This is a genomic window from Streptomyces sp. NPDC051567, from assembly GCF_044454165.1.
GTDB lineage: Bacteria > Actinomycetota > Actinomycetes > Streptomycetales > Streptomycetaceae > Streptomyces.
In genome coordinates, this window is the sequence record NZ_JBITDK010000013.1 from 123857 (window position 1) to 137677 (window position 13821).

At 72.1% G+C, this 13821-nt stretch carries 7 protein-coding genes; 2 read left to right on the forward strand and 5 right to left on the reverse strand.

Features of this window, described 5'->3' with window-relative positions:
• Nucleotides 1–288: 288 nt before the first annotated feature.
• From ACIA5F_RS17020 to gmd, 3 genes are all read right to left on the reverse strand, one after another.
• Nucleotides 289–978, reverse strand: a complete 690-nt coding sequence (locus ACIA5F_RS17020) for a hypothetical protein (protein ID WP_399353597.1) — start codon at nucleotides 976–978, stop codon at nucleotides 289–291.
• 149 nt (nucleotides 979–1127) lie between these two features.
• Entirely contained in the window at nucleotides 1128–3908 is a 2781-nt protein-coding gene (locus ACIA5F_RS17025; protein WP_399353599.1) for a DNRLRE domain-containing protein, read from the reverse strand.
• A gap of 246 nt (nucleotides 3909–4154) precedes the next feature.
• On the reverse strand, nucleotides 4155–5168 hold the full coding sequence (gene gmd, locus ACIA5F_RS17030) for a GDP-mannose 4,6-dehydratase (RefSeq protein WP_399353601.1): 1014 nt from the start codon (nucleotides 5166–5168) through the stop codon (nucleotides 4155–4157).
• Between the two features lie 278 nt (nucleotides 5169–5446).
• Between gmd and ACIA5F_RS17035 the strand changes: the two genes are divergently transcribed.
• A complete protein-coding gene (locus tag ACIA5F_RS17035; protein WP_399353603.1) occupies nucleotides 5447–6388 on the forward strand; it encodes a GDP-L-fucose synthase family protein in 942 nt (313 codons plus the stop codon).
• A gap of 16 nt (nucleotides 6389–6404) precedes the next feature.
• Here the strand turns inward: ACIA5F_RS17035 and ACIA5F_RS17040 are convergent, their stop codons facing one another.
• On the reverse strand, nucleotides 6405–7880 hold the full coding sequence (locus ACIA5F_RS17040; RefSeq protein WP_399353605.1) for a sugar transferase: 1476 nt from the start codon (nucleotides 7878–7880) through the stop codon (nucleotides 6405–6407).
• A 384-nt stretch (nucleotides 7881–8264) separates the two neighbouring features.
• On the opposite strand from ACIA5F_RS17040, the gene ACIA5F_RS17045 reads away from it, so the two are divergent.
• Nucleotides 8265–10535, forward strand: coding sequence for a M4 family metallopeptidase (locus ACIA5F_RS17045; RefSeq protein WP_399353607.1), 2271 nt, complete (start codon nucleotides 8265–8267; stop codon nucleotides 10533–10535).
• A 273-nt stretch (nucleotides 10536–10808) separates the two neighbouring features.
• On the opposite strand, the gene glgP is transcribed toward ACIA5F_RS17045, so the two are convergent.
• Nucleotides 10809–13451, reverse strand: a complete 2643-nt coding sequence (gene glgP, locus ACIA5F_RS17050; RefSeq protein ID WP_399353609.1) for an alpha-glucan family phosphorylase — start codon at nucleotides 13449–13451, stop codon at nucleotides 10809–10811.
• Nucleotides 13452–13821 lie beyond the last annotated feature (370 nt).

Below are 13821 nucleotides of genomic sequence, written 5' to 3' on the forward strand. Positions count from 1 at the left end.
GGCGGCGCACCACCCCTCCGGGGAGCCGACCGGGGAATCGGCCGACCGCCGGGCCGCCGGATGACCGGCACCGAGCACCGGGACCGCGCATGCACCAGCAGGGCCAGTGCCGTCGCGGTGACCCTCGGGGCGGTCGCGTGGATCGCCTGGCCGGCGAGCCACATCAAGAAGGCTTCGGCATCACGGTCTCACCCGCCCGCCAGCGCGTATGGATCGGCACCGAGGACGGGCCGGGCTGGAACCTGCCGGTCTGACCCCCGTCTCCAAGACCGCTCCCCCGGCCGGGGGTCAGGCCGGAATCCAGGCGTAGCAGCCCGTCGAGGTGAACTCGGTCGTGCCCGGGGGGACGGTGGCCTTCGTCTTGTCGGGCTGGGCGGGGCGGGTCTCGGGGCCCGAGGCGAGGACGGAGCCGTCCTTGGCCCTGGCCTCCCAGGAGCAGGTGGTGCTCACGGTCAGGGAGCGGTAGGCGCCCGGCGCGGGCGAGGTGCGGGGGCCGTCGCCGAAGCCCTTCTCCGCCGCGGCCAGGATCGGCTTCTGCTCGGGGCACAGGAGGGTGATCGCGTCCTTCGCGCCCGGGATCTCCCCGGCGATGACGGCCGCGGTCGCCGCGTCCTTGTCGCGCTTGGCGGTGCGTTCCACGCGCTGGCAGGACTCCTGGCCGGTCTGGAGGACGGCCGCCGGGTCCATCTTCTCGGGGACCCGCCCGCTCAGGTACGTCTTCTCCTTCTCCGTGAAGCTGCCCGTCCTGGGGACGAGCTTCGCGTCGGGAAGGACGGGTCCGGTCGGCTTGGCCTCGGGCGGGACGGCGGCGGACGGCGCGGTGGGCGGGGCGTCCGCCGGGTCGGGGGCGGCCGAGGCGGCCGGAGGCTTCGCCTGCGCCGGCGCGCCGGCCGCGGCCTTCTCCCCGCCCGCACCGCAGGCGGTCAGGGTCAGGGCGGCGGCCAGCAGAGCGGCGGCCACCGCGGGGCGTCGGTACATCGGGGCTCCTGTGCTCACGGGGTCGGACAAGGGTACGGGGGCCCGGCTTCGTGGCCGGGCCCCCGTACTCCTGTGATCACTGCGGGTGCGGTGGCCCTGGGGTCACCGCGGCGTTCCATTCACGGCCGGTTACGGCCGCTTACTGCTGGTTACGGCCGGCCGAAGGTGAGGACCAGCTGCGGGGTGGACTCGGCCGCCGTGGACTCCGAGGACCAGAGCCACAGCGGGTCGGTGCCCGCGCTCGTCAGGGCCAGGCTGTAGCTGGTGCCCAGGACCTGGGAGAGCGCGGCGGTGTCCAGCTCGACGTTGTGGATCGCCGAGCCGTCCGGCACGCCGCCCGCGATCGAGCCGAGCGGGGTGGTGCCGAGGGCGGGCTTGGTGTTGAAGGTGGTGTCCGTACCGTTCCAGGTGCCGGTGACCGGGACCACGGAGATGGTGTCGGTGGTGCCGGCGCCCGCCTGGGTGCCGGTCTTGACCTGGAGCGAGGCGGCCTTGAGGACCTGGCCCGCCGGGGCGGCCGGGAGGGTGAACCGCAGGTAGCTCTCGTACGCCGAGGTGCCGCGCACCGCGAGCGAGGAGGACGTGCCGTAGGCGGCGCTCGGGGCGCCCTGGTTGATGTAGGTGTCCTCGGTCGCGTTGACCTCGGCGACCGTGTCGGTGGGGGCCTTGGCCAGGTCGAAGTGGTTGCGGACCTGGGCCTGGGTCAGCACCTTCGGGTAGACGGCCGTCTCGTCGATCTGGCCGGCGAAGAAGTTGCTGCTGGGGCGGGTCGGCCAGCTGGCGAGGCTGTCGCCGCCGATGTGCCAGTAACCCGCGTAGGGGGTGGAGCTCCAGGTGTTCAGCGTGCCCTTGTTCTGGCCGTCGACGTAGAGGGCCATGCCGTTCGGGCCCTGGGTGGCGACCACGTGGTGCCACTGGTTGTCGTTGAAGGTGTCGAAGAAACCGGTGGAGATGGTGCGGGTCGAGCCGTTGTAGACGCCGAAGACCAGCCGGCCGCTGTTGGTCAGGTAGACCTGCTTGTCGTACGTGGTGCTGCTGCTGCTCGTGTTGTTGCCGAAGCCGATGAGCTTGCCGCCGCGGCTGCTGCCCGTCTTGAACCAGGTCTCGATGGTGTACGAGGTCCCGACGGACTGGCGGTGGTCGCTGTGGATCTTCTGGCTGGTGCCGTTGAAGCCCATCGCGGTGCTGGTGCCGGAGACGGCGGCCGGGCTCTGGCGCAGGGCCGGGGCGTTGACCTGGACGCCGCTGGTGTTGCCGCCGTTGGAGGAGTCGGCGACGTAGGGGCCGACGGTGTCGTCGTAGCGCCAGTACAGCTCGGCGCCGTCCGCGCGGACCTGGTCCGGGTAGGCCTGGACCGAGGCCGGGACCGTCACCTGGGCGGTGGCGGACAGGGCGCTGGTGTTGCCCGCTCCGTCGGTCGCGCTCACGCGGTAGGTGTACGCCTGGCCGGCCTTGACGGTGGTGTCGGTCCAGGACGCCTGGGGCCGCTCGAACTCCAGGGAGTCGGCGGTCATGGTGTGGACCGGGGTGGCCGCGCCGTTGCGGTAGATCCGGTAGGTCAGGGCGCTGTCGTCCGTGTCGTAGCTGGTGCGCCAGCGGACCTGGGCCTCGCCGGGCCTGACGGCGGCGGCGCTGGCCACCGGCGTGGTGGGCGCGCCGGTGTCCCCGGTGGAGGAGAAGCGGGTCAGGGCCTGCTGCGGGGCGCCGTTGACGGTGGTGAACTCACCGCCGACCCACATGTACGTGGCGGCGGCCTTGTCCGCGACGGTCATGACGCGCGGGCCGATGCCCTCGCCGAGGCCGTCGTTGGTGTCGGGGAACCAGCCGAGCTTGCGCGGGCCGCGCACGAAGCCGTCCACGGGCGCGGGGGCGGCGCCGGTGTGGTTCGTGGGCTGGGCCAGCAGGTGGCGGCGGCGGCCGTCGGGGAACTCCTGCTCCAGCGAGCAGTCGTGCGCGTGCGAGGCGCTGTAGAGCACGCCGTCGTAGGGCAGGACGTACTGGGTGGCGCCGAGGCAGCGGTCGCGCCACTTCTCGCTGAAGTCCGGGTTCAGACCGAGGCGGCCGTCGAAGACGCCGCCGCCGGAGCCCTCGTTGGCGGTGTAGTAGCCGGTCGCGTCGGCGGAGATGTGCTTGACGACGGAGTTCGACGGGATGTTGGTGTAGCGCTTGACGACGGCGCCCGTGGTGGCGTCCACGACGGCCAGCGCGTGGCTGTTGGTCCCGTTGACGGAGAAGAAGTCGCCGCCGAGCAGGACGTTCTTGCCGTCGCTGCTCATCTCCACGGCGCGGCCGGGCTCGTCGGCGTTGGCGACGAAGGGCTTGAGCGCACCGGAGGTGGCGTCGACCGCGGCGAACCGCTCGCGGATCTCGCCCTCGACGGTGTTGAAGTCGCCGGCCGCGTAGAGGGTGTCGTCGGTGACGGTGAGCGCGCGCACGGTGGCGGTGAAGCCGGGGTGGAAGGCCGCCCTGGGCTTGCAGGTCGCGATGTCGATGGCCGCGAGGCTGGAGACCGGGGTGCCGTTGACGGCGCCGAAGTAGCCGCCCGCGTAGAGGGTCTTCTTGTCCTTCGAGACCGTCAGGGCCCGCACGGTGGCGGTGCCGTCGCCGACGGTGAAGGAGAGCGTGCAGGCGGTGGGTTCGCCCGTCGCGGCGTCGAGGGCCACGAAGTTCACGGCCTCCTGCTCGCTGCCGCTGCCCGCGCTCTCGGGCGGGCGGACGGTGGAGAAGGTGCCGCCCGCGAAGACGGTGCCCTCGCTCTGGGCGAGTGCCCAGACGATGCCGTTCGGCTGCCAGGTGGGCAGTTCGTCGGCGGTGAAGTTCACGGGCGCGGTGAGCGCCGACGCCGACGGCGTCAGCACCAGGCCCAGACCGGTGCCGGTACCGGCCAGTGACAGGACGAGGGCAGCAGTCAGCCCTCTGGATCTACGCATGAGCCCCCCAGGGCAATCGCCCGGTTTGATGGCTGAAAATATCCGAACAGCCGTATGTACTGGCGCAGACTAGGGCTCGTGCGAGGCCCGGTCACCTCACTTGACCCATTCCATACCAACGTGGAATCAGCGGGGTTCAGCATCGAGGGCACGCTACGGACATACGACAGATTTGCCCCGGTCACGCCCGCGCAGAGCGGCGGGACATGACCGGGACACGGCGAATCGTAGGCGAAATATAGACGCTCAGCGGTCGATGCGGACCGTTGCGCCCGCCAGTTGGTCCTCGACCTGCCGGATGTCGGCGTCGACCATGATCTTGGCCAGTTCCGATACCAGGACCGTCGGCTTCCAGCCGAGCAGGTCATGGGCCTTGGAGGCGTCGCCGATGAGGGCGTCGACCTCGCTGGGGCGCTCGTACTTGGGGTCGTAACGGACGTAGTCGTTCCAGTCGAGACCCGCGTGCCCGAAGGACGACTCGACGAACTCGCGGACCGTCGCGGCGACGCCGGTGGCCACCACGTAGTCGGTCGCCTCGTCCTGCTGGAGCATCCGCCACATGGCGTCCACGTACTCCGGGGCGTAGCCCCAGTCGCGGACGGCGCCCAGGTTGCCGAGGTAGAGCTTCTCCTGGAGCCCGGCCTTGATCCGGGCGACCGCGCGGGTGATCTTGCGGGTCACGAAGGTCTCGCCGCGGCGCGGGGACTCGTGGTTGAAGAGGATGCCGTTGACCGCGAACATCCCGTAGGCCTCGCGGTAGTTCACCGTGGTCCAGTACGCGAAGACCTTGGCGGCGCCGTACGGGCTGCGCGGGTGGAAGGGGGTCCCCTCGTTCTGCGGGGGCGGGGTGGCCCCGTACATCTCGGAGGACGACGCCTGGTAGATCCGGGTCTCGACACCGCTGGCCCGGATGGCCTCCAGCAGCCGCAGCGCGCCGAGGCCGGTCACGTCACCGGTGTAGAGGGGGGCGTCGAAGGAGACGCGGACATGGGACTGGGCGCCGAGGTTGTAGACCTCGTCGGGCCGTATGTCGCGCAGCAGGTTCACCAGGGCCACGCCGTCGGAGAGGTCGGCGTGGTGCAGGACGAAGGAGCGTTCGGGCGCCTGCGGGTCCTGGTAGATGTGGTCGATCCGCTCCGTGTTGAAGCTGGAGGACCGTCGCACGAGCCCGTGCACCGTGTAGCCCTTGGAGAGCAGGAGCTCGGCGAGGTACGAGCCGTCCTGCCCGGTGACGCCGGTGATCAGCGCGGTCTTGCCCATGTGGGGTCCCCCTGGGATTCGTTGTGGTTCGTGGTGGTGAAAGAGGTGGGCCCCGCCCGGCCCGAGCCGGGGCCGAAGCCGTGGTCCGAGCCGTCGCCGGAGCCCTGGCCGGGGCCTTCGCCCGAGCCGTGGCCGGGGCGGCGGGCGCGTCCCGCGGGCCGGTCGCGGCCCGGGACCCGGGGGCCGGATGCGTACCGTACACGCCCGGTCCGGACTGCTTTGCGCGGGATTCGGGGCCGCGCCGCGTCCGGTGTCGGCAAACTGGCATCATCGGCGGTATGACAAGTTCGCCGCTCCTGCCCCCGAACGCCCGCGTCTTCGTCGCGGGCCACCGCGGCCTCGTCGGGTCCGCCGTGGCCCGGCGGCTCACCGCCGACGGCCACCAGGTGCTCACCCGGGGCCGCGCCGACCTCGATCTGTGCGATGCCGCCGCGACCGGGGCGTACCTGAAGGACGTCCGCCCCGACGCCGTGGTCCTGGCCGCCGCCAAGGTCGGCGGGATCATGGCCAACAGCACCTACCCGGTGCAGTTCCTGGAGGACAACCTCAAGATCCAGCTCAGCGTGATCGCCGGCGCGCACACCGCCGGCGTGGGCCGCCTGCTGTTCCTCGGCTCCTCCTGCATCTACCCCAAGCTGGCCCCGCAGCCGATCCACGAGGACGCGCTGCTGACCGGCCCGCTGGAGCCGACCAACGAGGCGTACGCCCTCGCGAAGATTGCCGGCATCGTCCAGGTCCAGTCGTACCGCAAGCAGTACGGGGCCTCGTACATCTCGGCCATGCCGACCAATCTGTACGGGCCGGGCGACAACTTCGACCTGGAGTCCTCGCACGTGCTGCCCGCCCTGATCCGGCGCTTCCACGAGGCCGCGGCCGAGGGGAAGGACGAGGTCACCCTGTGGGGCTCCGGCACCCCGCGCCGGGAGTTCCTGCACGTGGACGACCTGGCGGCGGCCTGCGCGGTGCTGCTGGAGCGCTACGACGGCGACGAGCCCGTCAACATCGGCTGCGGCGAGGACCTGACGATCAGGGAGCTGGCGGAGACCGTCGCCGAGGTGACCGGCTTCACGGGCCGGCTCGCCTGGGACACCTCCAAGCCGGACGGGACCCCGCGCAAGCTGCTGGACGTCGGCCGCCTGACGGGGCTCGGCTGGAAGCCGGGCATCGGGCTGCGGGACGGCATCGCCTCCACCTACCGGTGGTGGCGCGAGCAGAGCTGACCTCACCCACGGCCTCTCAGTACGCTCCGCGACCGTCGACGACGGCGCGGAGTGTGCGGCCCATCACGTCGACGTCACTGGTGAAGGACCAGTTGTCGACGTACTGGAGGTCGAGCTGGACCGTCTCGTCCCAGGACAGGTCGGACCTGCCGCTTATCTGCCACAGCCCGGTCATCCCCGGCCGCACGGTGAGCCGGCGCAGCTCGACCTCGTCGTAGCGCGCCACCTCCTCCGGCAGCGGCGGGCGCGGGCCGACCAGCGACATGTGGCCGGTCAGGACGTTGAAGAGCTGCGGCAGCTCGTCCATCGAGGTGCGGCGCAGCAGCCGTCCTATCCGGGTCACCCGCGGGTCGCGGCGCATCTTGAACATGAGGCCGTCGTTCTCGTTGGCCCCGGACAGCTCGGCCTTGCGGGCGTCGGCGTCCACGACCATCGTGCGGAACTTCCACATCACGAACGGCGCCCCGTCACGGCCCACGCGCCGCTGCCGGTAGAAGGCCGGGCCGCGCGAGCCGAAGCGGATCATCAGGACGATGCCGAGGAAGAACGGCGCGAGCAGCAGCAGTCCGAACCCGGCCCCGATCCGGTCCAGCACCGACTTGAGCAGGGTCTGCACGCCCCGGCTCACCGGCGGCACGACCCGCAGCACGGCGAGCCCGCCCGCGGAGAGGGTCTCCAGCCGCTTGACGGAGACCTCCACGATCCCGGGGAAGACGGCGAGTTCCAGCCCGGCGTCGTGCAGGGCCCAGGCGACCTTGCGCAGCCGGTCCCCGGCGAACCGCGCGCCCGGCGCGACCAGCACCAGGTCGGCGTGGTGGCTGCGGACGGCGCCGAGCACGGCGTCGGAGTCGTCGTTCGGGGCCTGCGCGGCCTCGGCGTCGAGCCGGGACGCGATCGGGACGCCGCTGCCCGGCGCCCCGGCGCCGACCGGCACCACGCCGACGACGACATAGGGGTGGTCGGTGCGCGCGGCGAGGTGGTCGATGACGGCCTCGGCCGCCTCGGCCTCGCCCACGACGAGGACCCGGCTGACGGCGTGGGCCTCGCGCCGGGCGGCGAAGAGGTGGCGGTAGGTCAGTTTGTGGCAGGCGACGGTGACGAGCAGGGCGGGCAGCAGGGCGCCGAGCGCGGAGAGCCGCGGGGTGCTCTCCTCGGTCACCACGCGGGCGACGGCGAGGACCCCGATGAGAATCAGCCAGTCGTGCACGACGGGCAGCACACCGCGGGACTCCCCGAGCGCGCGGGCCGCGTACCGGCGCCGCACCGCCTGCACCCCGGTCCAGGCCAGCGCGGCGCCCAGAGCGCAGTACACGGGCCGGACCTGCTGCGCGGCCTCGAAGACGAGTCCTACGGGAACGGCGGCGCCGAGGAAGTCGGCGGTGACGGCCGCCGGCAGGTACCAACCGGCCTTGTCGCCGAGTCGGCGGGCCGGAGCGGCTGGTTCGGCTCCCGTCCTTGCCACTCTTTGCGCAGGAAAATGGACATGCCTCATGGGCCCCCCTGGCACGTGGTCATATGACAGTGGCGCGTGTCCACGGCTTCCCCTCACAGCGGACAACTCACGCACCGGGAAACAGTACGACAAACACCCGTACGTTAAATGCCGTTCTTCCGAACAGGGCCTCTTGTTGTCCAAGCGTTAGCAACCGGTAGATCCGACTCCGGTTCCTGGGCCCCTCTTCCCTGCCACACAAAGGCGAATGGTCCGGATACCGGATGCGCCTCTTCGGACAACGGACCGTTTCCGGCCAACCTTTTGACGCGGCCCTGACAGCAAGCTCCACAGGTGGCACTGTTCGACCGTTCATCGCACCAGCCCTGATCTGCCCGGAGGCCCACCCAGCCGTCCGGAACCCCCTTGCAGAAGGAGTATGCGTTGAGTCCCACCCCCCAGCGGCGCGCCACCGCGGCCGGCGCGCTCGTCGCCGCGGCGGCCCTGCTCGCCGTAGGTATACCGGCCACCACCGCGACCGCCGACGCCACCGCGTCACAGGCCCGCACGGCCGCCCAGCCCGACCCCGGCGCGGCCAACCGTGTACTCAGCGCCTCGGAGCGGGCCACGCTCCTCGCCGACGCCAACTCGACCACCGTTCAGGCGGCGCGGGCGCTCGGTCTCGGCGGCCAGGAGAAGCTGGTCGTCCGCGACGTGGTCAAGGACGCGGACGGCACCACGCACACCACGTACGAACGGACCTACGCCGGCCTGCCCGTGCTCGGCGGCGACCTCACGGTCCACGCCAAGGGCGGTGTCACCAAGAGCGTCACCAAGGCCACCCACCACGAGATCAAGGTCGCGGACACCACCGCGACGGTCACCCCGGCCGCGGCCGAGGGCCAGGCGGTCTCCGCCGCCGGGGAGCAGGGCTCCAAGGAGGCCAAGGCCTCCAAGAACGCCCGCAAGGTGATCTGGGCGGCCGAGGGCGCTCCCGTCCTCGCCTTCGAGACCGTCGTCGGGGGCCTGCAGCACGACGGCACCCCCAACGAGCTGCACGTGGTCACCGACGCCAGGACCGGCGCGAAGATCACCGAGTGGCAGGCCATCGAGACCGGCACCGGCAACACCCAGTACAGCGGCCAGGTCACCATCGGCACCGCGCCCTCGGGCAGCAACTTCACGCTGGCCGACCCCACCCGCGGCAACCACCGGACCTACAACCTGAACCGGGGCACCTCCGGCACCGGCACCCTGTTCTCCGGCCCGGACGACATCTGGGGCAACGGCCTCGCCTCCAACCTGGAGACGGCCGGCGCGGACGCCCACTACGGCGCCCAGGTGACCTGGGACTACTTCAAGAACGTGCACGGCCGCAACGGCCTGCGCAACGACGGCGTGGCCCCCTACAGCCGGGTCCACTACGGCAACGCGTACATCAACGCGTTCTGGGACGACTCCTGCTTCTGCATGACCTACGGCGACGGCGCCGGCAACAACAAGCCGCTGACCTCGCTCGACGTGGCCGCGCACGAGATGACCCACGGCCTGACCTCGGTCACCGGCAACATGACCTACTCCGGTGAGCCCGGCGGTCTGAACGAGGCCACCTCCGACATCATGGCCGCGAACGTCGAGTTCTACGGCAACAACCCGCAGGACCCGGGCGACTACCTGGTCGGCGAGAAGATCGACATCAACGGGAACGGCACCCCGCTGCGCTACATGGACAAGCCGAGCAAGGACGGCTCGTCCAAGGACTCCTGGTACGCGGGCATCGGCTCCATCGACGTCCACTACTCCTCGGGCCCGGCCAACCACCTCTACTACCTGTGGTCCGAGGGCTCCGGCGCCAAGGTCGTCAACGGCGTCAGCTACGACTCGCCGACCGCCGACGGCCTCCCGGTCACCGCGATCGGCCGCGCCGCCGCCGAGAAGATCTGGTTCCGCGCGCTGACGGTGGGCTACTTCAAGTCGAACACCAACTACGCCGCCGCCCGTACGGCCACCCTCCAGGCCGCCGCAGACCTGTACGGCCAGGGCTCGGTCACGTACAACAACGCGGCCAACGCGTGGGCCGGCATCGGTGTCGGCGCCCGCATCCCGGTCGGTGTCTCGGTCATCAACCCGGGCAACCAGACCACCGTCACCGGCAGCGCGGTGAGCCTGCAGGTCCAGGCCAGCAGCAGCAACGCCGGTGCGCTGAGCTACGCGGCGACCGGCCTGCCGGCCGGGCTGTCGATCAACTCCGCCAACGGCCTGATCTCGGGCACGGCCTCCACCGCGGGCACGTCCAACGTGACCGTCACGGTGACCGACTCCGCGAACCAGACCGGTACCGCGGCGTTCACCTGGACCGTCGGCGCCACCCAGCCGAACGTCTTCGAGAACACCACGGACTACCAGATCGCGGACAACTCGACCGTCGAGTCCCCGATCACGGTGAGCCGTTCCGGCAACGCGCCGAGCACCCTGTCGGTGAACGTGAACATCGTCCACACCTACCGCGGTGACCTGGCGATCAACCTGATCGCCCCGGACGGCACGGCCTACCTCCTGAAGAGCTCCAGCGGGACGGACTCGGCGGACAACGTCATCGCCACCTACACGGTGAACGCCTCCTCCGAGCCGGCCCAGGGCGTCTGGAAGCTGCGCGTCCAGGACGTCGCCAGCGCCGACACCGGCTACATCAACAGCTGGAAGCTCACCTTCTGACCCCACCGGGGTCCGGACGGGGCGGACGCCTCCCGGCCGGACGGCGGAGCTGAAGGCGGAGCCGCGCCACAGCCCCGCTGAACGGCCGGAAGGCCCGGCCACCGCACCGCAACAGCACGCGAACACCGCACCACACGCACCGCACGCACCACGCACGACGGGCACCACCGCACCGCACGCACCACGGGCCGCCCCGGGAGCCGCGCTCCCCGGGCGGCCCTGTCGTGCCGCCCGGCCGCCCGGCCCCGCCGCCCGGAGCACGCCCGCGCCCCCTCAGCGCAGGTGGACGCCTCCCGTCGCGGCCGTGTCGGTCTCCGGCGGGCCCGCGACCAGGCCCAGTTCGGCCGGGGTCGCCAGCAGCGGGTGCGCGGGCAGGATGCGGACCGTGTAGCCGAAGGGCCCCGTACGGTCGAGGGCGAGCGGGCCCTCGTACACCCAGCGGCCCTCCAGGTCGGGTCCGCCGGCCGGTTTGAGCGGGAAGGGCCGCCCGTCCCGGATCACGTCCTGGGCGTCCACCCGGCCCGCGACGGCCTGGACCTCCACGTCCTCGGGGGCCAGCGCGTCCAGCGCGACCTTGACCCGCAGGGTGAGGGTGGCCCCCAGCTCGGCGGTGCCGTTGACCGGGGCCGCCGCCAGGGCCTCCACGTGCTCGACGGTGACCCGGGGCCAGGCCGCCCGGACCCGCCCCTTCCACCAGGCCAGGTCGCGCGCCGCGTCGGCGGTGAGGGCGCGGTGGGCGAGCGCGGCCGGGGTGTAGAGCCGCTCCACGTACTCCCGTACCATCCGCCCCGCCAGCACCTTGGGCCCCAGGGCGGCAAGGGTGCGGCGGACCATCTCGATCCAGCGGACCGGCAGCGCGCTGCGGCCGGTGCGGTCGTAGAACCGGGGGGCGACCCGGCCCTCGATCAGCTCGTAGAGGGCGTTGGCCTCCAGGTGGTCGCGCCGGTCCTCGTCCGTCCCGATCCCGTCGGCGGTCGGGATGGCCCAGCCGAAGTCGGGCTCGAACCACTCGTCCCACCACCCGTCCAGCACGGACAGGTTGAGGCAGCCGTTCAGCGCGGCCTTCATCCCGCTGGTCCCGCACGCCTCCAGGGGCCGCAGCGGGTTGTTGAGCCAGACGTCGCAGCCCGGGTAGAGCTTCTGGGCCATGGCCATGCCGTAGTCGGGCAGGAAGACGATCCGGTGCCGCACCCGGGGGTCGTCCGCGAACCGCACCAGTTCCTGCACGAGGCGCTTCCCGCCGTCGTCGGCCGGGTGCGCCTTGCCCGCGACGACGATCTGCACCGGCCGGTCCGGGTCCAGCAGCAGCCTGCGCAGCCGCTCGGGGTCGCGCAGCATCAGCGTGAGGCGCTTGTACGAGGGCACGCGCCGGGCGAAGCCGATGGTGAGGACCTCCGGGTCGAGCACCGAGTCCACCCAGCCCAGTTCCGCCTCGGCGGCGCCGCGCTGGCGCCACGAGGCCCGCACCCGGTCGCGGACCTCCTGGACCAGTTGTTCCCGCAGCGCCCGGCGCAGGTCCCAGACGTCCTGGTCGGCGATGTCCGCGACGGCGTCCCACCGGGCGGAGCCGCCGACCGAGAGGGCGTCCTCGGTGCGGCCGGCGCCGATCTGGCGGGCGCCGAGCCGGATCACCTCGGGGGCGACCCAGGTCGGGGCGTGGACGCCGTTGGTGACGGAGGTGATGGGGACGTCGGCCGGGTCGAAGCCGGGCCAGAGCCCGGCGAACATCTCCCGGCTGACGGCGCCGTGCAGGGTGGAGACCCCGTTGGCCCGCTGGGCCAGGCGCAGTCCCATGACGGCCATGTTGAAGACCCCGGGGTCGCCGCCGGGGTACGACTCGGCGCCCAGTTCCAGGACGCGGTCGACCGGGACGCCCTCCAGCTCCCCGCCCTCGCCGAAGTGCCGGGCCACCAGGGACCGTTCGAAGCGGTCGATGCCGGCCGGGACGGGGGTGTGCGTGGTGAACACGGTCCCGGCGCGGACGGCTTCGACGGCGGCGTCGAAGCCGAGCCCCTGCTCGATCTCCAGTTCCCTTATCCGTTCCAGTCCGAGGAAACCGGCATGGCCCTCGTTGGTGTGGAAGACCTCCGGGTCGGGGTGGCCGGTCAGTCCGCAGTAGAGCCGGACCGCGCGGACCCCGCCGATGCCGAGGAGCATCTCCTGGAGGAGCCGGTGGTCGCTGCCGCCGCCGTAGAGGCGGTCGGTCACCTCGCGGGCGGCGGTGTCGTTGTCCTCGACGTCGGAGTCCAGGAGGAGCAGCGGGACCCGGCCGACGCGGGCCTGCCAGATGTGGGCGTGCAGGGACCGGCCGCCGGGCAGGGCCAGCGAGACCCGGGCCGGGGCCCCGTCCTCGTGGCGGACCAGGCCGACGGGCAGCTCGTTGGGGTCCAGTACGGGGTAGTGCTCCTGCTGCCAGCCGTCGCGCGAGAGCGACTGGCGGAAGTAGCCGTGGCGGTAGAGGAGTCCCACGCCGATGAGCGGAACTCCGAGGTCGCTGGCGGCCTTCAGGTGGTCTCCGGCGAGGATGCCGAGGCCGCCGGAGTACTGCGGCAGGGCGGCGGTGATCCCGAACTCGGGTGAGAAGTAGGCGATCGCGGCGGGCGGTTCGACGCCGTTCTCCTGGCTCTGGTACCACCTCCCGCCGTGGACGTAGTCGTCGAGGTCGGCCGCGACGACGGCGAGCCGGCGCAGGAACCGCCGGTCTGCGGCCAGTTCCTCCAGCCGGGCGGCGGAGACGGCGCCGAGCAGCCGGACGGGGTCGCCGCCGGCGGCCTGCCAGCCCTCGGGGTCGACGGATTGGAAGAGGTCCCGGGTCTCGGCGTGCCACGACCAGCGCAGGTTGCGCGCGAGGGCGGTGAGCGGCAGCAGGGGTTCCGGGAGGACGGGGCGCACGGTGAACCGACGGATAGCCTTCACGGTTTCCACCTTCGCAGGGGAATACGGATCGGAGCGGGCGCACCACGCTGTGTGCGCGCGCATCACCCCCGGAAGGCTATCCGCGCCCCCGCCGCCGGGCCATGGCGCCTCGTACGACCGCCGCCCGCGAGCCCTGCCCCGGGCCGGGGCGCGCTCCTCGCGGCGCCTGCGGCTTCCCTCGGCCGGGGCCTGCGGGGCAAGGGGTGGCGGGTGGGGCGTCCAGCAGTCCTTCCCGGTCCGGCGGAGCCCCGGTGGGCGTCGGCCAGGGCTCTTGGGACAAGCGTGCCCTTGCGTACGAACAGTTGGCCGAAAGCGCAGATTGTGCGGGACGAGAGTGGGAAGGGCTCCCCGGGTACGCGCACGGAGCACC